This window comes from Pantoea sp. Ft-CA_14 (assembly GCF_024520875.1).
In the GTDB taxonomy this organism is placed as follows: Bacteria; Pseudomonadota; Gammaproteobacteria; order Enterobacterales; family Enterobacteriaceae; genus Pantoea; species Pantoea agglomerans.
Genome location: NZ_JALNPM010000013.1, coordinates 13,661 through 35,693, shown reverse-complemented (window position 1 = coordinate 35,693; position 22,033 = coordinate 13,661). Strand labels below are relative to the sequence as shown.

At 56.3% G+C, this 22,033-nt stretch carries 21 protein-coding genes, 1 tRNA gene and 1 pseudogene; 8 read left to right on the top strand and 15 right to left on the bottom strand.

The annotated features are described in order from the left end of the window. Positions 1-14: 14 nt before the first annotated feature. Positions 15-2,528, bottom strand: coding sequence for a copper-exporting P-type ATPase CopA (copA, locus tag NR195_RS17850; RefSeq protein ID WP_256844785.1), 2,514 nt, complete (start codon positions 2,526-2,528; stop codon positions 15-17). Between the two features lie 97 nt (positions 2,529-2,625). Here copA and cueR point away from each other — a divergent pair, with 97 nt between their 5' ends. After that, entirely contained in the window at positions 2,626-3,030 is a 405-nt protein-coding gene (gene cueR / locus NR195_RS17845) for a Cu(I)-responsive transcriptional regulator (RefSeq protein WP_010671233.1), read from the top strand. Here the strand turns inward: cueR and NR195_RS17840 are convergent. The 7 genes from NR195_RS17840 to tesA all read right to left on the bottom strand — a co-directional run bounded on the left by NR195_RS17840 (position 3,018) and on the right by tesA (position 8,594). Further along, on the bottom strand, positions 3,018-3,464 hold the full coding sequence (locus NR195_RS17840) for an NfeD family protein (RefSeq protein WP_010671234.1): 447 nt from the start codon (positions 3,462-3,464) through the stop codon (positions 3,018-3,020). The two genes, cueR and NR195_RS17840, sit on opposite strands and share 13 nt — an antisense overlap. After that, positions 3,464-4,378, bottom strand: a complete 915-nt coding sequence (locus NR195_RS17835; protein ID WP_010259065.1) for an SPFH domain-containing protein — start codon at positions 4,376-4,378, stop codon at positions 3,464-3,466. Before NR195_RS17835 ends, NR195_RS17840 begins: the two co-directional genes overlap by 1 nt. A gap of 58 nt (positions 4,379-4,436) precedes the next feature. Further along, positions 4,437-5,294 carry a co-chaperone YbbN gene (locus NR195_RS17830; protein ID WP_010259064.1) on the bottom strand — a complete coding sequence of 286 codons (858 nt, stop codon included), beginning with the start codon at positions 5,292-5,294 and terminating at the stop codon, positions 4,437-4,439. A gap of 79 nt (positions 5,295-5,373) precedes the next feature. Beyond that, complete coding sequence (locus NR195_RS17825; protein ID WP_179257114.1) at positions 5,374-6,147, bottom strand: SDR family oxidoreductase; 774 nt, start codon at positions 6,145-6,147, stop codon at positions 5,374-5,376. A gap of 186 nt (positions 6,148-6,333) precedes the next feature. After that, positions 6,334-6,783, bottom strand: a complete 450-nt coding sequence (locus NR195_RS17820) for a lysozyme inhibitor LprI family protein (RefSeq protein ID WP_022626094.1) — start codon at positions 6,781-6,783, stop codon at positions 6,334-6,336. Beyond that, positions 6,780-7,700: a peptidoglycan-binding protein gene (locus NR195_RS17815; protein WP_256844784.1), complete on the bottom strand. Its 921-nt coding sequence runs from the start codon at positions 7,698-7,700 to the stop codon at positions 6,780-6,782. Before NR195_RS17815 ends, NR195_RS17820 begins: the two co-directional genes overlap by 4 nt. Before the next feature lie 267 nt (positions 7,701-7,967). Further along, positions 7,968-8,594 (bottom strand): multifunctional acyl-CoA thioesterase I/protease I/lysophospholipase L1, encoded by a 627-nt coding sequence (gene tesA / locus NR195_RS17810; protein WP_010671236.1) that lies wholly within the window; start codon positions 8,592-8,594, stop codon positions 7,968-7,970. Here tesA and ybbA point away from each other — a divergent pair. Both ybbA and ybbP read left to right on the top strand, forming a co-directional pair. Then, complete coding sequence (gene ybbA, locus NR195_RS17805; RefSeq protein WP_033756810.1) at positions 8,562-9,248, top strand: putative ABC transporter ATP-binding protein YbbA; 687 nt, start codon at positions 8,562-8,564, stop codon at positions 9,246-9,248. The genes tesA and ybbA overlap by 33 nt on opposite strands. Further along, on the top strand, positions 9,245-11,662 hold the full coding sequence (gene ybbP, locus NR195_RS17800; RefSeq protein ID WP_256844783.1) for a putative ABC transporter permease subunit YbbP: 2,418 nt from the start codon (positions 9,245-9,247) through the stop codon (positions 11,660-11,662). Before ybbA ends, ybbP begins: the two co-directional genes overlap by 4 nt. A gap of 275 nt (positions 11,663-11,937) precedes the next feature. Here the strand turns inward: ybbP and purK are convergent, their stop codons facing one another. The 4 genes from purK to ppiB form a co-directional block, all read right to left on the bottom strand. Then, positions 11,938-13,002: a 5-(carboxyamino)imidazole ribonucleotide synthase gene (purK, locus tag NR195_RS17795; protein WP_256844782.1), complete on the bottom strand. Its 1,065-nt coding sequence runs from the start codon at positions 13,000-13,002 to the stop codon at positions 11,938-11,940. After that, positions 12,999-13,505 carry a 5-(carboxyamino)imidazole ribonucleotide mutase gene (purE, locus tag NR195_RS17790; RefSeq protein WP_010259054.1) on the bottom strand — a complete coding sequence of 169 codons (507 nt, stop codon included), beginning with the start codon at positions 13,503-13,505 and terminating at the stop codon, positions 12,999-13,001. Before purE ends, purK begins: the two co-directional genes overlap by 4 nt. Positions 13,506-13,636: 131 nt before the next feature. After that, positions 13,637-14,353 (bottom strand): UDP-2,3-diacylglucosamine diphosphatase, encoded by a 717-nt coding sequence (lpxH, locus tag NR195_RS17785; RefSeq protein WP_033766656.1) that lies wholly within the window; start codon positions 14,351-14,353, stop codon positions 13,637-13,639. After that, the gene (ppiB, locus tag NR195_RS17780; protein ID WP_010259052.1) at positions 14,353-14,847 is read right to left on the bottom strand and encodes a peptidylprolyl isomerase B; all 495 of its coding nucleotides are present in this window, start codon (positions 14,845-14,847) and stop codon (positions 14,353-14,355) included. The genes lpxH and ppiB overlap by 1 nt, the downstream gene beginning before the upstream one ends. Positions 14,848-15,059: 212 nt before the next feature. Here ppiB and cysS point away from each other — a divergent pair, with 212 nt between their 5' ends. Both cysS and NR195_RS17770 read left to right on the top strand, forming a co-directional pair. Continuing rightward, the gene (cysS, locus tag NR195_RS17775; RefSeq protein ID WP_010259051.1) at positions 15,060-16,445 is read left to right on the top strand and encodes a cysteine--tRNA ligase; all 1,386 of its coding nucleotides are present in this window, start codon (positions 15,060-15,062) and stop codon (positions 16,443-16,445) included. A gap of 33 nt (positions 16,446-16,478) precedes the next feature. Further along, a complete protein-coding gene (locus NR195_RS17770; protein WP_010671239.1) occupies positions 16,479-17,585 on the top strand; it encodes an AAA family ATPase in 1,107 nt (368 codons plus the stop codon). A gap of 27 nt (positions 17,586-17,612) precedes the next feature. On the opposite strand, the gene ybcJ is transcribed toward NR195_RS17770, so the two are convergent. Together ybcJ and folD are read right to left on the bottom strand one after the other, a co-directional pair. Then, positions 17,613-17,825 carry a ribosome-associated protein YbcJ gene (gene ybcJ, locus NR195_RS17765; RefSeq protein WP_003849455.1) on the bottom strand — a complete coding sequence of 71 codons (213 nt, stop codon included), beginning with the start codon at positions 17,823-17,825 and terminating at the stop codon, positions 17,613-17,615. Next, positions 17,826-18,692, bottom strand: a complete 867-nt coding sequence (gene folD / locus NR195_RS17760; protein ID WP_010671240.1) for a bifunctional methylenetetrahydrofolate dehydrogenase/methenyltetrahydrofolate cyclohydrolase FolD — start codon at positions 18,690-18,692, stop codon at positions 17,826-17,828. A 173-nt stretch (positions 18,693-18,865) separates the two neighbouring features. Between folD and NR195_RS17755 the strand changes: the two genes are divergently transcribed. Then, positions 18,866-19,369 (top strand): DUF1198 family protein, encoded by a 504-nt coding sequence (locus NR195_RS17755; protein WP_022626086.1) that lies wholly within the window; start codon positions 18,866-18,868, stop codon positions 19,367-19,369. 94 nt (positions 19,370-19,463) lie between these two features. Further along, a tRNA-Arg gene (locus tag NR195_RS17750) sits at positions 19,464-19,540 on the top strand. Positions 19,541-19,555: 15 nt separating this feature from the next. On the opposite strand, the pseudogene NR195_RS17745 reads toward NR195_RS17750, so the two are convergent. Continuing rightward, a pseudogene (locus tag NR195_RS17745) lies at positions 19,556-20,259 on the bottom strand (site-specific integrase); the annotation flags it as partial. 143 nt (positions 20,260-20,402) lie between these two features. On the opposite strand from NR195_RS17745, the gene NR195_RS17740 reads away from it, so the two are divergent. Continuing rightward, the gene (locus NR195_RS17740) at positions 20,403-20,696 is read left to right on the top strand and encodes a DUF2542 family protein (RefSeq protein WP_033766659.1); all 294 of its coding nucleotides are present in this window, start codon (positions 20,403-20,405) and stop codon (positions 20,694-20,696) included. Positions 20,697-22,033: the final 1,337 nt, after the last annotated feature.

The window sequence follows — 22,033 nt, the reverse complement described above, 5'->3', positions numbered from 1 at the left end:
CGCTGAAACGGCGATCACTCGCGCGGTGGCCGGTAACGCAGCAGGCGGTTAGCATTGCTGACCACGGTAATGGAGGAGAGCGCCATCGCTGCACCCGCCACAATCGGGCTGAGCAGGGTACCGGTCAGCGGATAGAGCACACCCGCTGCCACCGGAATGCCGATGCTGTTATAGATAAATGCCCCAAACAGGTTCTGCCGGATATTGCGCAGGGTCGCGGAAGAGAGCGCTAACGCGTCTGCCACGCTGTTCAGGTCGGCACGCATCAACGTGATGCCCGCGGTTTCCACCGCCACATCGCTGCCGCCACCCATGGCAATGCCCACATCGGCCTGCGCCAGTGCGGGCGCGTCATTGATGCCATCACCCACCATCGCGACGCGACGGCCCTGCTGCTGTAATTGTTCAATTGCAGCCGCTTTGCCTTCCGGCATCACGCCCGCAATTACTTCATCAATACCGACCTCGGCAGCAATGGCGCGCGCGGTATTTTCATGATCGCCAGTCAGCATAATCAGGCGATAACCCTGCTGATGCAGTCGCTTCAGAGCTGCGCCGCTTTCCGGTCGAAGCTGATCGCGCAGCGCGATAAGCCCGGTTAGCTGGCCCTGCTCAGCCAGTAACACCGGCGTTGCACCCTGTTGCGTCAGCCGCGCAATCTCTGCTTCCGCCGCCTGGTAATCGACGCCGTTATCCTGCATCAGCGCGGCATTACCCAGCAGCAGCGTTCTGCCATCCAGACTACCGCTGACCCCTTTGCCGCGTATTGTACGAAATTGCGCTAACAGAGGCGGCTGGGTCAGTTTCGCTTCGGCGACAATCGCTTTCGCCAGTGGATGACCCGAGGAGAACTCCAGCGCAGCTGCTGTCGCTAACACTGATTCACGGGTGGCATCGCCCCAGACCTGCACGTCACTGACCTGCGGCTTGCCGGCAGTAAGTGTGCCGGTTTTATCAAACACCAGGGTGTCGATTTGGCTGGCGCGCTGCAAGGCATCGGCGTCGCGCACCAGCACCCCCAGCTCGGCGGCGCGGCCAACACCAGCAATAATCGACATCGGCGTCGCCAGGCCCAGCGCACAAGGACAGGCGATAATCAGCACGGTTGTCGCGATCACCAGCATGTAGGCAATTTGTGGCTGCGGCCCGAACAGATACCACACTGCGCCGCTGAACAGTGCGATCAACACCACCACCGGGACAAAAACGGCGGAGATGCGATCCGCCAGACGGCCCACATCCGGTTTACTGCTCTGCGCCTGACGCACCAGCCGGATAATGCGCGACAGGGTGGTGTGATTACCCGTCGCCCGGGCGATAAATTCTACCGAGCCATCCTGCACCAGGGTGCCGGCAAAGATGGCTGCGCCCGGGGTCTTGCTTTGCGGCACCGCTTCGCCGGTCAGCATCGCTTCATCAAACCAGGCTTCACCGGTAGCGATCTCGCCATCGACCGGCACCCGATCGCCGGTGACCAGGCGCAGCGTCATGCCGGGCTGCACATCGCTGACCGGAATCAGCCTGTCGCCCTGTTGATCAACCTGCCGCGCCTGGGCTGGCGTCAGATCCAGCAATCTTTCCAGCGCTTTAGAAGATCGCTGACGCGCCCGCTGTTCCAGGGCATGCCCCAGATTGATCAGGCCCAGGATCATGACGCTGGCTTCGAAATAGAGATGGCGCGCCTGTGGCGGGAAAAAGTCGGGCCACAGCACCACGCTAAAGGAGTAAATCCAGGCGGCGCCTGTGCCGAGTGCCACCAGCGTATCCATGGTGGCGCTGCCATTGCGTAAACTGCGCCAGGCACTGCGGTAAAAATGGCTGCCGGTGACGATCATGATCAGCAGAGTCACGATGCCCAGCGTCAGCCAGACGCCGTGGTTGTGGTCGGTGAGCATCATGTTGTCGCCCACCATGCCCCAGATCATCAGCGGCAGGCCAAACGCTAAGGCGACTGCAGCCTGCCAGCTGAAACGCCGCATCGCGCTGCGGGCGCTGAGCTGCTGCTTCTCCCGTCGCTCCTGCTCGTCATCCACTACCTGCGCGCCATAACCCGCGGCATCGACGGCCGCTACCAGCTGCTGCGGATCAGCGTCGCCCAGCACCAGCGCACTGCGTTCGCCGAGATTTACGCGCGCCTGGCTGACGCCTGCTACCTGCTGCAGTGCTTTTTCCACCCGGCTCACGCAACTGGCGCAGGTCATGCCCTCAATCAGCAGCATATGGGTGGGGAGGGTTGTTTCTGCCGGACGGGAAGCAGTCTCCGTTGTCAGCGCCTCCGGCGGCGGCTCTGATGCTGTCAACGGTTCAGACTTTGGGGAAGCGTCCGCGGTTTTCAGCGTCGCGTGATAACCCGCCTGCTCCACGGTGGCGATCAGCGCGGCCGCATCTGCGTGACCGGAAACCTGCGCTTCCTGTTGGGTCACGTCGGCCTGGTCAACATCATCGCGTTGTTCCAGTGCCTCTTTGACACGTTTGACACAGTGGCCGCAGGACAAGCCGTCCAGTGCCAGAGAAATAGTGTGTGACATAATCAACTCCTTCTGTAATCCCATTTGACCGATTGGTCATTTTCGATTCATGCTTAAGCATAAACCTTCCATCAAGGGGAAGGTCAAGGGGACGAAAATGAACATCAGCGATGTGGCAAAAAAGACCGGACTGACCAGCAAGGCGATACGTTTTTACGAAGAGAAGGGGGTGGTGACGCCGCCGTTGCGCAGTGAAAATGGCTACCGCAGCTACAACGGACACCATCTTGAGGAGCTGAACCTGTTACGTCAGGCACGACAGGTTGGCTTCACGCTGGATGAGTGTCGTGAGCTGGTGGCGCTGTTTAACAATCCGTCGCGCCACAGTGCCGATGTAAAAGCCCGTACTCTGCAGAAAGCGGAGGAAATTGCGGCGCATATTGAAGAGCTGCACGTCATGCGCGCTCGCCTGCTGGCGCTGGCAGAGGCCTGTCCCGGCGATGACGGCGCCGAATGTCCGATTATCAACAATCTGGCTGGATGCTGCGGTCAGCGTGGCTGAATACGCAGCGTAATCCCCTCAATGCCGGTTACGACCACTGCTGTGCCCGCAGGCAGATCCTGCTCCGCCTCGACCCGCCAGCTGCTGTCCCCGATCCGCACATGGCCGGTGCGGTTATGCAGCGCGGTATCCAGCGTCAGCTGCAACCCGATCATCTGACTGCCGCGCTGGTTCAGGGCATTGGGTTTCTGACGCGCTTCACGGTGGCGCATCCAGCGATACCATAAAAAGACGCAGATCAGCGTCAGCACGGCAAACAGAGAGCCCTGCGCCGTCCAGCTTACCGGCACAAACCACTCAATGAGGCCGACGATGACCGCCGCCAGCCCGCTCCAGAGCAGGTAACCGCTGGTGCCCAGCATCTCAGCCGCCAGCAGTAACCCACCCAGCGTCAGCCAGAACCAGTGCGGATGCGCGATAATATCGACCAGCATCAGCGTTTCGACTCAGTGCGTGATTCCTTCAGCAGTTCACCGATGCCCGCAATCGAACCCAGCAGACTGCTCGCCTCCAGCGGCATCATCACCACTTTGCTGTTATTAGCTTCACCGATTTTTTGCAGCGCATCGGTATATTTCTGTGCCACAAAGTAGTTAATGGCCTGAATATCACCTGATGCGATCGCTTCCGAGACCATCTTAGTGGCGTTAGCTTCCGCTTCCGCCTGACGTTCGCGCGCTTCTGCCTGCAGGAACGCCGAGGTCCGTTCACCTTCTGCTTTGAGGATTTGCGACTGCTTATCCCCTTCAGCGCGCAGGATCGCCGCCTGTCGCACCCCTTCGGCTGTCAGAATATCGGCGCGTTTAGTTCGCTCCGCTTTCATCTGCGCATTCATCGCGCCAATCAGCTCCTGCGGCGGACGCACATCGCGGATCTCGATGCGGGTGATCTTGACGCCCCACGGATTGGTCGCTTCATCCACGATATGCAGCAGGCGGGTGTTGATGCTGTCGCGCTGTGACAGCATTTCGTCCAGCTCCATGCTGCCAAGCACGGTACGCATATTGGTCATGGTCAGGTTAAGAATCGCCTGCTCAAGATTGCTGACTTCATACGCGGCACGCGCCGGGTCAACGACCTGAATAAAGCAGACTGCATCGATGGTGACGTTGGCATTGTCTTTGGAGATGATCTCCTGCGAGGGAATATCCAGTACCTGTTCCATCATGTTGATCTTACGACCGACACGATCCATGAACGGCACCACCAGGCTTAATCCTGGCTGCAGGGTGCGGGTATAACGGCCAAAGCGCTCAACCGTCCATTGAAAACCTTGTGGCACGATCTTGACGGTGGCCCAGACCGCCACCAGCGCCAGAATAATCAGGGCAGGAATTACAGTTATCATACAACCTCCGCGTTGTCAGATTAACGGGCCGAGTCGCTTCGGCCCGGGGTGCTGCCGCTTAGTAGAGCAGGGAATAGAGCTGACGACGATAACGCGCGGCAAGTGCATCGCCGGTACCCAGCGCCGCCAGAATCTCCTGCAGCATTTTACGCGCCTGGCCATCAGCGGCATTAAGATCGGATTTCAGGAAGCTGAACAGCAGTTCCAGTGCTTCTTCATTACGACCCACCTGATGGAGCTGTAACGAGAGTTTAGCAGCCAGCCCGGCGTTAGTCGGGTCAGCCTCCAGCTGGGATTGCAGCTGCTGAATCTCCGGCGTATCCGCTGCCTGTTTCAGCAGATCGATCTGCGCCATCAGGCTCTGATAGCGGGTGTCCTGATCCTGCAATGGCACCACTTTCAGCACCGCTTCCGCTTCATCGCTGCGGTTCAGGGTAATCAGTACGTCAGCCAGCAGGAAACCGATCTCGCTGGACTGGTTGCTCAGCTGCCACGCATCTTTTAATAACGGCAGCGCCTCCAGCGGTTTACCTTCCTGCATCAGCGCCATCGCCTGCTGCGCTTTCAGCTCTTCTTCGCGCGGCAGGACTTTTTCCAGCAGGGCGCGGATCGCTTCTTCCGGCTGTGGACCCTGGAAACCGTCAACCGGCTGACCATCCTGGAACAGATAGACGGTCGGGATTGAACGCAGACCAAACTGCGACGCCACCCTTTGCTCTTTGTCGCAATCCAGTTTTGCGAGAATAAACTGACCCGCGTACTCCTGCGCCAGGCGCTCCAGCACGGGCGTCAGATCCTGACAGTGCTGGCTGCGCTCAGACCAGAAGTAGAACAGCACCGGCAGCTGCATCGACTGCTCAAGGGTCTGCTGCAGGTTAGATTCGTTGATGTCGATGATCGAAGCTTGTGGTGACATGGATAAGTCTCTTTGCAAAAAGTGTTCTAAGAATATGGGGCCAACTGGCCCGGCTTCAAGCGCTATTGCGCATGGCTGATTAATGGCTGCGCAAAATGCGATCCAGCATCCAGCCGGGGAGTAACCGTTTCAGCAGGCTCATTATGTGTGCGACCAGTGTCACCGGATAGCGTAAACGCGGATGTTTACTCTCGAGTGCATGACGAAGTTTAGGCAGAATGGCTTCCGGTGGCAGGGTAAAACGTGCCGCGATGCCAGGGTTGCGCACCGGGTTATGCTGTTCGCCCTGCGTCACATTGTCGGTAAAGCGGGTCTGAATCGGACCCGGTTCAATCAGGCTGACCCGGATGCCGCGGCTGCGCACTTCAAGCCGCAGCGCATCGCTCCAGGCTTCCAGTGCATATTTACTGGCGGCATAGGCGCCCCGGCCTGGTGTGGAGATCAGCCCCAGCACCGAGCTGGTATTAATAATGCGGCCATCGCCGCTGGCCTGCAACGCGGGCAACAGACGCAGTGTCAGCTGATGGACGCCGAAAAAGTTGCTGGAAAACTGCTGTTCCAGCTGCTGGCGGGAGAGGGTGTGCAGCGGGCCATAGAGACCGAATCCGGCGTTGTTAAACAACGCCGTCAGACGGTTATCGCAGAGCGCGAGCACTGTGTCGGCGGCCTGATCCACACTTTGCGGATCGTCGAGATCCAGTTGCAGCCCGGTAAAGCCCAGTGTTTCCATGCGGGCGACATCCTCTGCTTTACGGCAGGCGGCGATCACCCGGTAACCCCGCGCCAGTAAATCGTGAGCGGCAACCAGGCCAATACCGCTCGAACAACCTGTAATCAGAATGTTTTTTTGCACAAATTCACGCCCTTGAATAAGATTTAATAATCAATAAGTTAAGTTATGTTCGTTAATGATTTTATGTTGTGGATTGACAGTTTGTCGCCCGCACCGGCTGACAGAACGGGCGGTAAACGGGGCTATACAGCCCCGCAAAAAATGCCCGATTTCAGATTTTACGTCTGAGCAGTGAGACCAGTGTGCTTAATTGACGGGTGGCAGTCCCATTTGTGTGATTTCAGCAGAATGGTTTTTGTTCAGATTAATTTGGCACTGGTCGATATATGACTGGTAGTCGTATGCGTCCTCGTTAAGCTCTGTAGCTACAGACAGGCAAAGTTGAGTCCGGTAATCCTTCCATTTTTTTTGCGCATCCAGAAAGCGCCGAGAGTAAACGTCTCCGGACGTTTCTTTGCTGGACTCTTTTCCATTAAAAGGGCCGACATTGTTGGCTTTGATTCTCTTAACTGTATCCGCTATTAGCGCATCCAGCGCTTTATTGCTGTTGTCTCTTTTGGCAGACAGACAGTTATATGCAGTTGGTATGTCTTCATTCTGTTTGAAGCAGGCGTTACGTTCTGGCCCTGATGATAATTCAGCCTGCGCCATAGCAGGTGCAATAAGAGCAACCATTAGAATTAAGACTTTTTTCACTGTAGATACCTTATTCTGTTTCTGTGGTTTTCGTAGGTCATGTATGTAGGACTACTTTTAATATGGGCTATTAATGCGGGCTTACTTTCAATTGCGGCCTGAAACAGTGCCCTGGCATTGTGAACACCCTGATAGAAAATATCGGTTACGACATCTCGAATTTTGGGGTCTAACTGTTCCCATGCTGGGGCGGAAGGCATGGATTGTGCTATTCGCCGATAAAGGTTAAGGGCTTCGTTCCGTTTAACCCTGTACGCAATTTCAAAAAGTCGGATTTGTTGAGTGTGGTTTATCTCGCCGACCAACGGACCATAAACCTTAACAAACTGTTCTGCGTGCCGCCCTTTCAGGCCAGCTGCTTTAGAGCACAAAACGGCTTTATATTCTTCAATCCCAGCTTGCCTTAGTGTGGAGTAGATTTCACCAGCAGATCTACTGCCCATATCATAGCCTCGACCAAGTGTAACCCCCGAAAAACTCGTGGGCGGCCATTGAAGAATGCGTGAAAAATTGGGATAGCGGCGCTGTTTGAAGGGCTCCACGGCGGTTATATAGTCGGTGCCTTCGGCGTCAAAAGTAATTTGTCCCTGGCTGACTCGTAAGGGGCCAGAGGTATTAGAAGGCCGCCAGCCAGGTGTGGTTGCTTCACTTATTGCCCTGATAAACCATGTGTCGGTTGGCTGAACCAATCCACTCGGCGAGAGATTCAGCAACCGCTGATACCAGCGTATAGCTTCAGTGGTGGCAGTATCGCATTGTCCATTTGTTGGGAGCCTGCGACCCGTTGCGAACTGATAGCCAGCATCATTTATCATGCGTTGAATTGATTTAACTTCATTGGGATTATTGGTTCCACAAGCGCCGACAGATGAAGTCAGGCGAAATATGCGGGGGTCGTGATAGCGGTGATAGGGCATATACATTCCTTTGCAGCTAAAATTCCGTGCAGAAATATTAACCAGTTGGAGAGGGTAACGCCAACTTATATGCGACTGTTAAAATGCTAATTTAAGATGCATTAAAGTGAATTTTAAGGAACGGCGGAATTATCTTTTCGCATTGATATTGTTTAGAGAGTAAGCCTGGACACTTAGAGATGGCAAAGCGGTCGAAAATCTCCGTCGCCACCTTGCCGTTATTTAGTGCTTTTTCATTTCTTTACCCTTTTTGCGCATCCCGGCGCGCTACGGCTGCTTAACTAAGGGGGCCAGGTCTTTCGCCATTAACTGGGCGATAAAAGGCTGGGCATCAGGATTAGGATGAATGCCATCCTGCTGCATCCACTCGGGTTTCAGATAAACCTGCTCCATGAAAAAGGGCACCAGAGGAATGTTATGCTGCTGCGCTAATCCGGGATAGATGCCGCTGAACGCTTCGGTGTAGCGGCGGCCATAGTTGGCAGGCAGACGAATCTGCATCAGCAGCGGCTTCGCATTGGCGGCTTTAACATCGTCGATAACTTTACTCAGATTCTGCGCGATAGCGTCGGGCGGGAAACCGCGCAAACCATCGTTACCGCCCAATTCGATTAACACCCATTGCGGCTGATGCTGTTTTAATAGTGCGGGCAGGCGCGCCAGCCCCTGTGCAGCCGTATCACCGCTGATACTGGCGTTGATCACTTTAGGTTTTTGCTGCCACTGCTTATCGAGCAGGCTGGGCCAGGCCGCAGTGGCAGACATGCGATAGCCCGCACTCAGGCTGTCGCCCAGCACCATCAGCGTATCTGCAGCAGCAAGACGCGACACCAGCAGAAGAATCAATAACAGGAAGGGATAATGCCAGCGGAAAACATTGTTGAAGTTCATCATCTTACTAAGTCCGTCGGTCAGGGAGAGCATCAGTTAACCATCCTTACCGGAGTTGAGTTGGTTGTCAAACCAGCTGAGACCATTGCGCTGATTGGCGAGTCCGGTTCCGGCAAGTCAACCCTGCTCGGAATTCTGGCCGGGCTGGACGATGGCAGCAGCGGCGAAGTCCATCTGCTGGGGCAGCCGCTGCACCAGATGAACGAAGAGCAGCGTGCGGCCCTGCGTGCCCGGCAGGTCGGCTTTGTATTCCAGTCATTTATGCTGGTGCCAACCCTGAATGCCCAGGAGAACGTGCAGCTTCCTTCGCTGCTGCGCGGCGACAGCGACCGTCAGAGCCGTGAACAGGCGAAAGAGCTTCTGACGCTGCTCGGACTGGGCGAACGTCTGCATCATCTGCCCGCCCAGCTTTCAGGCGGCGAGCAGCAGCGCGTGGCGCTGGCCCGCGCCTTCAGTGGCCGTCCTGGTCTGCTGTTTGCCGATGAGCCTACCGGCAATCTCGATCGTAAAACCGGTGACCGCATCGCCGATCTGCTGTTTTCCCTTAACCGCGATTTTGCCACCACGCTGATTCTGGTGACGCATGACGAGCAACTGGCGGCGCGCTGCGATCGTCGCCTGCGGCTGCGCGACGGTAAATTGTGGGAGGAGCAATGATCTGGCGCTGGTTCTGGCGCGAGTGGCGTTCGCCCTCGCTGCTGATTGTCTGGCTGGCCCTGACGCTGGCGGTCGCCTGCGTGCTGGCGCTGGGGTCGATCAGCGATCGCATGGAAAAAGGGCTGAATCAGCAGAGCCGTGATTTTATGGCCGGCGACCGTACGCTGCGCAGCAGTGATGCAGCGCCAGAAGCCTGGCTGGCAAAAGCGGCTGAAAGCGGTCTGACGGTGAGCCGTCAGCTGACCTTTATGACCATGACCTTTGCCGATCAGTCACCGCAGCTTGCCTCAGTAAAAGCGGTGGACGATCGCTACCCGATGTTTGGCACGTTGCAGACGCAGCCGCCAGGGCTGAGGCCGCAGGCGGGTACCGCGCTGGCGGCACCGCGCCTGATGGCGCTGCTGAACCTGAAAGTGGGCGACACGCTGGAAGTGGGTGACACCCAGCTGCGCATCAGCGGGGAGGTGATCCAGGAGCCGGATGGCGGCTTTAACCCGTTTGAGATGGCGCCGCGTCTGCTGATCAATCTGGCGGATGCCGCCAAAACCGGTGCGATTCAGCCAGGCAGCCGCATCGCCTGGCGCTATAAGTTTTCCGGTAATCCCGATCAGCTGGCCAGCTATGACCGCTGGATTGAACCGCAACTGAAGGCGGACCAGCGCTGGATCAGCGTGGAGAACTCGGAAGATGCACTGGGCCGTTCGATGCAGCGGGCACAGCAGTTCCTGCTGCTCTCGGCCTTGCTGACGCTGATGCTGGCGATTGCGGCCGTGGCGGTCGCCATGAGCCACTATTGCCGCAGCCGCTACGATCTGGTGGCGGTGCTGAAAACCCTGGGTGCGACGCACGGCGCGTTGCAGCGGCTGATCATCGGTCAGTGGCTGGCGGTGCTGCTGCTGGCGGCGATTGCCGGTGGTCTGGTGGGGCAGGGCGTTGAAGCGATCCTGATGGCGATGCTGAAACCCGTGCTGCCTGCCAGCTTACCGGCGGCCAGCGTCTGGCCATGGATCTGGGCGGTGGGATCGTTGTTTGTGATTTCGCTGCTGGTGGGTCTGCGTCCCTATCGTCTGCTGCTGGCGACACAGCCGCTGCGGGTGTTGCGGCGCGATGCGGTGGCGAACCTCTGGCCGCTGAAGATCTATATTCCGGTGATGATCGCGGTGGTGGTGACGCTGTTAGCGCTGCTGGTTGGCGGCAGTAAAATGCTCTGGGCGCTGCTGGCGGGTGTGGTGGTGCTGGCCGGATTGCTGGCACTACTCGGCTGGGGAACCCTGCTGCTGCTGCGTCGGCTGGTAGTGCGCAATCTGGCGTTACGACTGGCGATCAACCGGCTGCTGCGCCAGCCCGGCATGACGCTGAGCCAGCTCGCGGCCTTTTCGCTGTCGTTCATGCTGCTGGCGCTGTTGCTGGTAATGCGTGGCGATCTGCTGGATCGCTGGCAGCAGCAGTTACCGGCGGATAGCCCGAACTTCTTCCTGCTGAATATGACGGCAGATCAGGTGCCGCAGGTGCGTGATTTCCTGCAGTCGCATCAGATCACGCCCGGGACCTTTTACCCGATTGCGCGGGTGCGGCTCAGTGAACTCAACGGCAAACCGGCCGATCCGAAGCTGGATAACGCCCTGAACCGTGAGCTCAACCTGACGGAACTGGCCAATCGCCCGGATCACAATCCGCTGGTGGCAGGCAACTGGCCACCTAAAGCGGGTGAAGTGTCGATGGAAGTGGAACTGGCGGATCGGCTGGGGCTGAAGCTCGGCGATACCCTGACGTTCGATGGCGATACGCAGACCTTCAGCGCGCGCATTACCAGTTTGCGTAAAGTGGACTGGGAAAGCCTGAAGCCGAACTTCTTCTTTATCTTCCCGCCGGGCGCGCTCGACAGCCAGCCGCAGACCTGGCTCACCAGCTTCCGCATGGAGGCGAATCCTGTTCTGCTGGCGCAGCTTAACCGTGCTTTTCCGGCGCTGAGTCTGCTGGATATCGGCAGCATAATGCGGCAGATCGGTCAGGTGCTGGCGCAGGTCAGCCAGGCGCTGGAGATCATGGTGGTGCTGGTGACCGCCTGTGGTGTGTTACTACTATTGGCGCAGATTCAGGTCGGTATGCGCCAGCGGCGTCAGGAGCTGGTGGTCTATCGCACGCTGGGTGCCGGTAAACGCCTGCTGCGTACGACGCTGTGGTGTGAGTTTGCCCTGCTCGGCGTGGTCTCCGGCGTGGCGGCGGCGATGGGGGCAGAAGCGGCGCTGTGGGGATTACAGACTAAGATTTTCGACTTCCCGTGGCAGCCTGACTGGACCCTATGGCTGGCGCTGCCGTTGTGTGGCGCGCTGCTGTTATCGCTGTGCGGTGGCTGGCTGGGGATCCGATTACTCAAAGGGAAAGCGTTGTTCAGGAAGTTTGATGCGACGTGAGTTAGCACCCGTAGCGCTCGACGGTAAGGTGCTGGCTCAGGGAGCATACGCCCTCCGCAAAGACGCAAAAACGCCATCCATGGCAGGCTCAGCGCGGGCGATTACGCTCCTCATCCCTGAGGTGCGCCCGTAGCCGGGCCAACGCTTTGCTTTGTTCAAAAACGCTCCCGGCGTTTTTAGCCGGGCGGCCCGATGCTTTGCTCCAGGCGTATGCTCCCATCGCATTAAGCTTCTGAGCTGCCTGGTAAAGCCATCATCAGACTCAGGTGCGGGGATTACAGTTTTTCAACCGCCCAGGCGATGCCGCTGGCGTACGCTTCCGGTAGCTGCGGCACCAGCGCGTTAAGGGCAGCACTGAGCCGTTCTGTATCGCTGTCGGTCAGATTCAGATGGCCCACTTTACGACCCGGACGCACCTCTTTGTCATACCAGTGCAGATGCACCAGCGGCTGCTGCAGCCAGCTCAGATTCACGTCGGTGCCAATCAGATTGACCATCGCCGACGGCGCAAACACCACCGGCTGCGGTAATGCCAGGCCAAGAATGGCGCGCAGATGCAGCTCAAACTGGCTGATCGACGCACCGTTCTGCGTCCAGTGCCCACTGTTATGGACGCGCGGCGCCAGCTCATTGATCAGCAATCCCTCTGGCGTAATGAAACACTCCATCGCCATTACGCCGACGTAATTCAGTTCCTGCATGATCGCACTCAGCATCGCTTCGGCCTGCTGCTGCTGTGCCTGATCCGCCTGCGGCAGCGCAACGCTGGTGCGCAGAATGCCATCCTGATGCAGGTTATGCGTCAGCGGATAGAACACCACCTGGCCATCGTGACCGCGCGCCCCCACCAGTGAGACTTCACCGGAAAAGTTGATGCCCTGCTCAACGATGCATTCGCCGTAGCACGCCTCCGGCAGGGTGTGAGTCTCATCAGCACGCAGACGCCACTGACCCCGGCCGTCGTAACCGCCGGTGCGGCTTTTCACAATCGCTAACTCGCCCAGCGAGTCGAACACCGCTGGCCATTCGCTTTTGTCCGCCAGCAACTGCCACGGCGCGGTGGCCAGTCCCAGCTGATCCAGCAGCTGTTTCTGCGTCAGACGATCCGCCAGACGCGGAAAGATATCGCGGTTAACAAAGGCCGGATGGCTGGCCAGCTCACGCGTCAGCGCCGTCTCCGGCCAGCGTTCGATTTCGGCGGTGATCACGCTGTCGGCGATAGGGAGCGCGGTAGGATCGGCGTCTAAGCCCACCGGATACACCGCGATGCCCAGGGGTTCACCCGCCTGACGCAGCATACGACCTAACTGGCCGTTGCCCAGTACGCAAACCGGCTTCATGCATCCACCCGCGGATCGGGATGGTTCAGCACCTCATCGGTCTGGCTCTGACGCCAGGTGGTCAGGCGTAACGCCAGCGCACTGTCATGCAGCGCCAGAATCTGCGCCGCCAGCAGCGCGGCATTGGCTGCGCCCGCCTTGCCAATCGCCAGCGTACCGACCGGAATACCGCGCGGCATCTGCACAATCGAATAGAGGCTATCGACGCCGCTCAGTGCCGCGCTCTGCACCGGCACACCCAGCACCGGCACCAGCGTTTTTGCCGCAAGCATACCCGGCAGATGTGCCGCGCCACCTGCGCCAGCAATAATCACCTGAAGACCCTTGTCGGCTGCCGTTTCGGCGAAGCTGAACAGTTTATCCGGGGTGCGGTGCGCAGAGACCACTTCAACATCAAAAGGGACGTCCAGGCTGGAGAGGATTTCAGCGGCGAACTGCATGGTGGCCCAGTCACTTCTGGAACCCATAACAATGGCGATGCGGGCCGGGGCGTTGGATGACATGGGGTCAACTCCTGTGAATGAACAAACAGACCTGGCCGGGCGGACAGGTTTTGAAGGGCACCGAGAATAGCATGAGAAGCACGCAAGGAAAACGGTTGCGTCGGGCTTAAGGTCGTGGATTTAACCGCAGATTAAAAGTCGAAATGGATAAGCTGAATGCCACTGGCGTCGAGCTGGATCATGGAACCCCGGCTGTGCCAGGCACCCAGCACCGCGCGTTGCGCCGTTTCACCCTGCAGGCTCAGCGTATGAATCGCCGGGCGATGAGTGTGACCGTGGATTAACAGCGGCACCTGCTGGCGCAGCATAGTGGCGACGACCGCTTCCTGATTCACATCCATGATGGTCTGGGATTTATGCTGGTTGGCCTGTTTACTGTCGGCGCGCATCCGGGCGGCAATACGTTTACGTATCCACAACGGCAACGCGAGAAACAGCCGCTGGATCCAGGGATTATGCACTTTGGCCCGAAAACGCAGGTAACCCGCATCGTCGGTACAGAGCGTATCGCCGTGCATAATCAGCAACCGATGGCCGTAGAGCGTCAGCACCTGCTCTTCCGGCAGCAGCGTCATGCCGCAGGCCTGCGCGAAGCGTCGGCCAATCAGGAAGTCGCGATTGCCATGGATAAAGTAAACCGGAACCGGAAGGGCGCGCAGGGCGCGGGCAACCTGCTGATGCAGTGGATTGGGATCGTCGTCGCCAATCCAGGCTTCAAACAGATCGCCGAGAATATAGAGCGCGTCGCAGTGGGGCGCTTCGCGCTGTAAAAAATGCAGAAAACCGGCGGTAATCGCCGGTTCTTCCTGACACAGATGGAGATCTGCGATAAACAGCGTGCGCGACATTACTCGCTGACGGTCACTTTCTGGATAACGACGTCGTCTTTTGGCACATCCTGGTGCATGCCGCTGCGGCCGGTAGAGACCGCTTTGATCTTCTCGACCACATCCATACCTTCAACCACTTCAGCGAATACGCAGTAGCCCCAGCCCTGAACGCTTTCGTCACGGAAGTTCAGGAAGTCGTTGTCAGCTACGTTGATGAAAAACTGTGCGGTCGCAGAGTGCGGCGCAGAGGTACGTGCCATTGCCAGCGTACCTTTGGTGTTTTTCAGGCCATTGCTGGCTTCGTTCTGAATTTCGGCTTTGGTTTCTTTCTGCTTCATGCCCGGCTCGAAGCCGCCGCCCTGAATCATAAAGCCGTTGATTACGCGGTGGAAAATGGTGTTGTCGTAAAAACCTTCACGGCAGTAATCCAGGAAGTTCTGTACGGTTGCCGGCGCTTTATCATCGAAAGTTTTGATTACGATATCGCCATGGTTCGTCTGGAAAGTTACCATTTTTGTCGTCCTGTAAAGGTTGTCATCAGTTGCTGAGGTCGCTCTGTCGATGGGCGTCCCCCTTTTTGTCGACCGTTCTTATATCATAATTTCCAATGACGCGTCAGCAGCGCGGCGCAGTTGGCTTGCTTTGCGTCGCGCGAGCGATAAAAATACGGCACAATGTCTGGATACTTAAAAGTGCCAACCACACGCGAAAACGGAACCGTTCAATGCTTAAGATTTATAACACCCTGAGTCGACAGAAAGAGGAATTCAAACCCATTCATGCCGGTAAAATCGGGATGTATGTTTGCGGCATCACGGTGTATGACCTCTGTCACATTGGTCATGGGCGGACGTTCGTGGCGTTTGACGTGGTGGCGCGCTACCTGCGTTACCTCGGTTATCAGCTTAATTATGTACGTAACATCACCGACATTGATGACAAAATCATCAGGCGCGCCAACGAAAACGGCGAGAGCATCGAAACCCTGACTAACCGCATGATTGGCGAGATGCACAACGACTTCGCCGCGCTGGGGATTCTGCCGCCCGATGAGGAGCCGCGCGCTACCCGTCACATCGCTGAGATTATCGAGCTGGTGGAAACGCTGATCGCTCGCGGTCACGCTTATGTGGCGGATAACGGCGACGTGATGTTTGATGTCCTCAGCGACACCGATTACGGCGCACTGTCGCGTCAGGATCTGGAGCAGTTGCAGGCGGGCGCGCGTGTTGAAGTCGCCGACGTGAAGCGCAACCCGATGGACTTCGTGCTGTGGAAAATGTCCAAAGCGGATGAGCCAGCCTGGTCATCGCCTTGGGGCAACGGTCGTCCCGGCTGGCACATCGAGTGCTCGGCAATGAACTGCAAACAGCTGGGCACCCATTTCGATATCCACGGCGGCGGCTCCGATCTGATGTTCCCGCACCATGAAAACGAAATCGCTCAGTCGAGCTGCGCCCATGACGGTCCTTACGTCAACTACTGGATGCACTCCGGCATGGTGATGGTTGATCGCGAGAAGATGTCCAAATCGCTCGGTAACTTCTTCACCGTGCGTGACGTGCTGCAACATTATGATGCGGAGACGGTGCGTTACTTCCTGATGTCCGGTCACTATCGCAGCCAGCTTAACTACGGCGAAGATAACCTGAATCAGGCGCGTGCGGCGCTGGAGCGACTCTATACGGCACTGCGTCACACCGACAGCAGCGTGCCTGCCCACGGCGGCGAAGCGTTTGAAGCGCGGTTCCGCAGCGCGATGGATGATGATTTCAACACCCCGGAAGCCTATTCGGTGCTGTTCGATATGGCGCGTGAAGTGAACCGCCTGAAAAGTGAAGATGGCGCTTCAGCGCACGGGCTGGCGTCGAAGCTGCGCGAGATGGCCAACGTGCTGGGCATTCTGCAGCAGGACCCTGAGTTGTTCCTGCAAAGCGGCGCGCAGGTCAATGACGAAGAGGTTGCCGAGATTGAGCACTGGGTTAAAGCCCGTGCCGATGCGCGCGCCGCCAAAGCCTGGGCGGAAGCGGACATCGCGCGCGACAAGCTTAACGCGCTGGGTGTCATCGTCGAGGATGGGCCGCAGGGCTCCAGCTGGCGTCGAAAATAAACCGGAGAGGGCGAGCAATCGCCCTTTTTTATTATGGCGATTGAACAGATTCAGATCCGCGGCTTCCGCTCGATACGTAACCTGACGCTGTCGCTGCAGCAGCTGAATGTGGTGAGCGGTCCTAACGGCTGCGGTAAATCCAACCTCTACAAAGCGGTGCGGCTGCTGCATGAGGCGGCCAGCGGTCGCCTGGCACTGGCGCTGGCTGAAGAAGGCGGTATTCAGAAAGCGATGTGGGCGGGCGGCTTACGCCGGGGCGATCGCCGACACGATCCAAAGCGCCTGGAGCTGGCCGTGGTGATGGATGATATGGATTACCAGCTGGAGATTGGCTTTCCCGAGCCGCTGGTGACCAGCCTGTTTAATCTCGATCCGCTGGTGAAGCAGGAGCGACTCTGGCTGAGCGGTCAGCAGCGCCGTCCTTCCGCCTGTATTATGCAGCGCGAAAATCAGACTGCCTTTCTGCACAACGTTGAGGGCGAGCGCGTCGCCTATCCGGCGGTGCTGCATCCCGAAGAGTCGCTGTTTGGTCAGCTTGGCGAACCGCATCGCTATCCGGAGCTTTCGCAGTTGCGCGAACGTCTGCAGCAGTGGCGCTTTTACCATGAGTTTGCGGTCTGGCCTGGCTCACCGATACGGGCACCGCAGATTGGCGTGCGTGCGCCGGTGCTGAGCCATGATGGCAGCAATCTGGCGGCGGCCTGGGCGACCATTGTTGAGCGCGGTCATTCCGAACTCCTGTCTGAGGTGATGGAACAGGCGTTTCCCGACAGCCAGTTTGATGTCGATGTGCAGAATGGCCGTTTCCAGATGCTGATGTCGCGCCAGGGCATTCTGCGTCCGCTGGAGAGCGCGGAGTTTTCTGATGGCACGCTGCGGTTTCTCTGTCTGGTTGTCGCACTGCTCAGCCCGCGTCCGCCCGCCTTTATGGCACTGAATGAGCCGGAAAACAGCCTGCATGAAGATCTGTTGCCTGCGCTGGCGCGCTTAATCGCCGAAGCCAGCGAGTTCAGTCAGCTCTGGATCACCAGCCATTCACCCCGGCTCGCGACGTTGATAGCGCAGCATACGGCGGTGAATCATATTGCACTGGAACAGCGGGAAGGGGAGACGTGCGTAAAGGGGGATGAGCGGGTGTAACAGCGTCCCCGCAGGGACGCCCGTAAATTACTCGACCACAGTAATGCGGAAACCCGCGAATTCCACGGTCTGACCGGCTACGATTTTGCAGCGCTTGCGGGTTTCTACCGCACCGTTGACCTTCACTTCACCCTCGGCAATCACGACTTTCGCCTGTGCGCCGCTCTGAACCCATCCTTCCAGTTTCAGCAGGTCACACAGATCGACGTGCGGGAATTTACCCAGTGAAAAACTTGTCATTTATACTACCTCTTTATCATGAAACTCTTCGCACGCCTGCAGCGTGTTTTGAATCAGTGTTGCTACTGTCATCGGACCAACACCGCCCGGCACCGGGGTAATGTAGGAGGCGCGCTCGGATGCACTGTCAAAATCAACATCGCCCACCACTTTGCCGCTCTCCAGCCGGTTAATGCCCACGTCGATGACGATGGCGCCCGGTTTGATCCAGTCACCCGGAATAAACCCTGGCTTACCCACTGCAACGACCAGCAGATCGGCATGCTCAACGTGATGGCGCAGATCTTTGGTAAAGCGATGAGTGACGGTCGTGGTGCAGCCCGCCAGCAGCAGTTCCATACTCATCGGACGACCAACAATGTTGGATGCGCCAACCACCACGGCATTCAGGCCGTAGGTGTCAATGTTGTAGCGCTCCAGCAGCGTCACGATACCGCGTGGCGTGCAGGGACGCAGGGTTGGCGCACGCTGACAGAGGCGACCGACGTTATAAGGGTGGAATCCATCGACATCTTTATCAGGCGTGATGCGCTCCAGCACTTTGACGTTATCAATGCCGGCTGGCAGTGGCAGCTGCACCAGGATGCCATCGATTTCGTCGTCCTGATTGAGCGCATCAATCAGCTCCAGCAGCTCAGCTTCGCGGGTCGTAGCAGGCAGATCGTAAGAGCGGGAGTGGAAACCGACCTCTTCACAGGCGCGGCGTTTGCTGGCCACGTAGATCTGCGATGCCGGGTTTTCACCCACCAGAACCACTGCCAGACCTGGCGCGCGTTTTCCGGCGGCCAGGCGCTGCTTCACTTTTTCCGCAACCTCAACGCGCACCTGCTGCGCAATCGTTTTACCGTCAATAATTTTTGCTGCCATCAGAGAGGAAATCCACTGTGTTGTGTTGAATCGGGGAAGGGGGGTATTTTGTCAGAAGCGCGGCGCGCTGTCAGTTACAGTTTCAGCCGCGTATGTGCTTTCCGGCTTTTTCGTCGCGACGAGTGCCAGCCTGCATGCGTATGATATCTGCAGGACAATCCGGGGACGATGTAATGATTTGGATAATGCTTGCTACTCTGGCGGTGGTGTTTGTCGCTGGATTTCAGCTGCTCACCGCTGGCTCACGCCACGCCGCTCAGCGGCTCAGCAAACGGCTGCAGCTGCCACCGGTACAGGTGGAATCAATGATCTCTATGATGGGGAAAGAGGCGGCGAAAGAGTTTACCGACTATCTCAGCAAGGATAATGAAACGCACCTGCATAATGGCGCAGCGGTACTGCTGATCTGGCAGGTGTTCATTGTTGACGGCAGTGAGGAGAATAGCCAGCGCTGGCATGCGATTCTCAGTCGAGCCGGTTTTCCACCGCTTATTAGCCGCCAGCAGCTGCTGCTCGCGCTGGGCTTTCTGCGCCAGCTGGAACCGGACATCCAGGAGCTGCATGCACTTCGTGAGCAATACAATGCGCGTTTCACAACACAAGGGATTGAGCTGGAAGGAGAATTTACCGACAACAGTAAACTCGTGTCGCTCAGCGAATGGCGCAGGCGCCACTGACGTCAATTGGTCATTACAGCAGCACTTCGCTGCGGAGAAACGGCAAAAACGTTGACGTACCCGCTTCCCGACGTATAATCCGTGCCATCTCCATGCGCCCTTAGCTCAGTTGGATAGAGCACCGGCCTTCTAAGCCGTAGGTCACAGGTTCGAATCCTGTAGGGCGTACCAAATAAAATCATCGGTTTACGCCAGCTTCAATCCTACCTGATTATCTTCTTGTGTCGTATTTGTGTCGCTCTCACCCAAAAGTGAGTCAATTTTGCGCGCATGTTCGGTCAGGTGGTTAGGTGCGAGGTGAGCATACCGACGCACCATTTCAATATTTTCCTATCCACCCATTTCCTGCAGCGCGGAAAGCGGAACACCAGACTGGATTAACCAGCTCGCCCACGTATGCCGTAAGTCATGAAAGCGGAAGTCTTCTATGCCTGGCGCTTTTAGACCGATATTCCACGCCGTGTTATCATCACTGCGCATTTTCCTGCCTGCCGGTGCCAGCGTTCCATCGCTGCGATGCTTCGCCTTGGTTTGTACGAACACCTAACGTGACTGCTTACCTATCTGCCCCTTCAGCACTTTGCATGTCGTATCATTCAGAGCCACGCCAATAGCCTTGCCCGCTTTGGCGTTCTCCGAATTAATCCAGGCGACCTTCCTTTGCATATCAACCTGCGTCCATTCCAGATCCAGAATGTTTGAAAGGCGAAGGCCGGTAGCCAGCGCAAATATGACCACTGGTTTTATGCTTTCCGGCATGCAATCAATCAGCCGGTTCGCTTCCTCTCGCGTTAACAGCGGATGCGCTAGCTGACAGGCTTCTTTGTTTTGATAACCGGCGCTGTCTTTATCCAGCCCCATTCATTTACTGCTGCACGCAGCAGCGATTGCATAAGGGCTGCATGGATGAGGTTATTCAGGCATTCAATATGCAGACACTTTTGAGTGAGTGGCGAAATATTACGCCACCCTTACTGGAATCTTATATAGCTGTGTAATAATGAACCTAAAAAATTGGCTGGGATGAAAAATAATGGGATTTCAGTATTGGTTCACAGTATGTGCCGCCTTTATAGTTGGTCTAATAACGCTGGCTGAGTCTTTCATTTACATGCATCGGGGAATCTATACCAAAACCTTTAAGGGAACGAGTCGCAAGGAATTCATCTACAAGGATGCCAAACCTATTGAATATTGGATCAGCACTATTCTTCATTTTGGAATTAGCATCATGATGATTGGGATCGGCTTCTGGTTCTTACAGGAAATCCCCGCAGTTAACCATTGGTACAATGAAATCCGCACAATGCCAGCATTTTGGTTTTAGGTCTCGTTCGCAGTTCAACCTTTGCTTAGGAAAAACAACCTCATCGTTTACCCAATCTTAAACCTCTAACTTGCGGTTTTTTATTGCCCGGAGAAAGCTATGGGCATTCAAGTAAAAGGCATTCAACTGGCTCAGTAGAACCTCAACCCTCTGATTGGAGACATTTAGGGCTGAGCAGCGAGAAGTGTTTGAAAGGAATTAAAATTTGAATGGGTAATCCATATTTCGCATGATGGTTATAATCTTCAGGTAGCTATACCATTTTTGCTGCACACCTTTTAGGTGGCGATGATGAGATTCTTGTTAGTCTGGGGGAGCACTCAGGGAGTATTGGGCTCGAAGAGCCAGAATTTATGAAAAGACTAATGAAGTTGTTGCAACAAAGAATCGCTAGTGCCTTTCCATAAATTCATAAAGTGCATAATGGCATAGCCCACTCAGGTGGTTTTTTTGCTATCAGGTCTCAAGCATTGGGCAGATTGGGCCACTTCTTATAAGCGAAGATATAGAGTGTAAAGAAATGCAAGCCGGGGAATGATAGTAACAGAGCCATTTTCCATCCGAATCCCGCCTTTTGAGCCATACGAAAGCATGGAATAAACATAAAAAACCAGATTATGAACGTCATCGCTGCGAGTGGGTTTGGGTGTTCCATTGTGATTTCTCCGTGATTTGCGTTCTCTGGCTTATCGGCAGGCGCGCTATGACTTTTAGCAAAATTGATCATTTTCCACTTTTTTTCGACTACTCCATGCGAGGATTTATCCCGTCTATTATTTTGGGTATAGGGATATGAAGAAGCTGATTTTTGGTGCGGTTATTGCAACATTGCTTTCCGGCCGCGTCTACACAGGCACTAACTTCGACGAATCAAAGCTGAAGAAATGGATAAAGTAATTACCATTTCTCAAAACGGCTTAGCCGCTTTGTCTGACAACTACACCAACCTTGCGCGAATGAATGCTCAGGCTAAGCCCCTGAGGTCCTTCTGTTGGCCGTCGATGAACATCTTCTTGAATGTCGCTTCGTTATCGTTGGTTAGCTTTGCGATATAGCCAGACACCGATAAAGGCCAGCAGAACCGAAAGCACCGCCTTAAGTGCAATCACTGTGAATTCGAAACTATCCATAGCGCCTTCACCGTCACCGCTAATGTGGCCTTCTACCAGGGATCTGATGATCCCTTCAGGTATGAGAAACCAGGTTGCGGAGAAGATTCAAATAAATATCAGTATTTTCATCGCACTACACACTTTGTGAAATCAGGAACATCAATGCGGCCGTATGCTGGTAATCCTCCTTTCATAAAGCAACGTCCCATTCTTACGGCTCCTTGA

Bases quoted from the DNA above. Each gene is read 5' to 3' on its own strand.
- folD (WP_010671240.1), bottom strand. From the start codon at position 18,692: ATGGCAGCAAAAATTATTGACGGTAAAACGATTGCGCAGCAGGTGCGC.
- lpxH (WP_033766656.1), bottom strand. From the start codon at position 14,353: ATGTCGCGCACGCTGTTTATCGCAGATCTCCATCTGTGTCAGGAAGAA.
- purE (WP_010259054.1), bottom strand. From the start codon at position 13,505: ATGTCATCCAACGCCCCGGCCCGCATCGCCATTGTTATGGGTTCCAGA.
- ppiB (WP_010259052.1), bottom strand. From the start codon at position 14,847: ATGGTAACTTTCCAGACGAACCATGGCGATATCGTAATCAAAACTTTC.
- purK (WP_256844782.1), bottom strand. From the start codon at position 13,002: ATGAAGCCGGTTTGCGTACTGGGCAACGGCCAGTTAGGTCGTATGCTG.
- tesA (WP_010671236.1), bottom strand. From the start codon at position 8,594: ATGATGAACTTCAACAATGTTTTCCGCTGGCATTATCCCTTCCTGTTA.
- NR195_RS17835 (WP_010259065.1), bottom strand. From the start codon at position 4,378: ATGATAACTGTAATTCCTGCCCTGATTATTCTGGCGCTGGTGGCGGTC.
- ybbA (WP_033756810.1), top strand. From the start codon at position 8,562: ATGCCAGCGGAAAACATTGTTGAAGTTCATCATCTTACTAAGTCCGTC.
- NR195_RS17815 (WP_256844784.1), bottom strand. From the start codon at position 7,700: ATGCCCTATCACCGCTATCACGACCCCCGCATATTTCGCCTGACTTCA.
- ybcJ (WP_003849455.1), bottom strand. From the start codon at position 17,825: ATGACAAGTTTTTCACTGGGTAAATTCCCGCACGTCGATCTGTGTGAC.
- NR195_RS17755 (WP_022626086.1), top strand. From the start codon at position 18,866: ATGATTTGGATAATGCTTGCTACTCTGGCGGTGGTGTTTGTCGCTGGA.
- ybbP (WP_256844783.1), top strand. From the start codon at position 9,245: ATGATCTGGCGCTGGTTCTGGCGCGAGTGGCGTTCGCCCTCGCTGCTG.
- cueR (WP_010671233.1), top strand. From the start codon at position 2,626: ATGAACATCAGCGATGTGGCAAAAAAGACCGGACTGACCAGCAAGGCG.
- copA (WP_256844785.1), bottom strand. From the start codon at position 2,528: ATGTCACACACTATTTCTCTGGCACTGGACGGCTTGTCCTGCGGCCAC.
- NR195_RS17830 (WP_010259064.1), bottom strand. From the start codon at position 5,294: ATGTCACCACAAGCTTCGATCATCGACATCAACGAATCTAACCTGCAG.
- cysS (WP_010259051.1), top strand. From the start codon at position 15,060: ATGCTTAAGATTTATAACACCCTGAGTCGACAGAAAGAGGAATTCAAA.
- NR195_RS17740 (WP_033766659.1), top strand. From the start codon at position 20,403: ATGGGATTTCAGTATTGGTTCACAGTATGTGCCGCCTTTATAGTTGGT.
- NR195_RS17840 (WP_010671234.1), bottom strand. From the start codon at position 3,464: ATGCTGGTCGATATTATCGCGCATCCGCACTGGTTCTGGCTGACGCTG.
- NR195_RS17770 (WP_010671239.1), top strand. From the start codon at position 16,479: ATGGCGATTGAACAGATTCAGATCCGCGGCTTCCGCTCGATACGTAAC.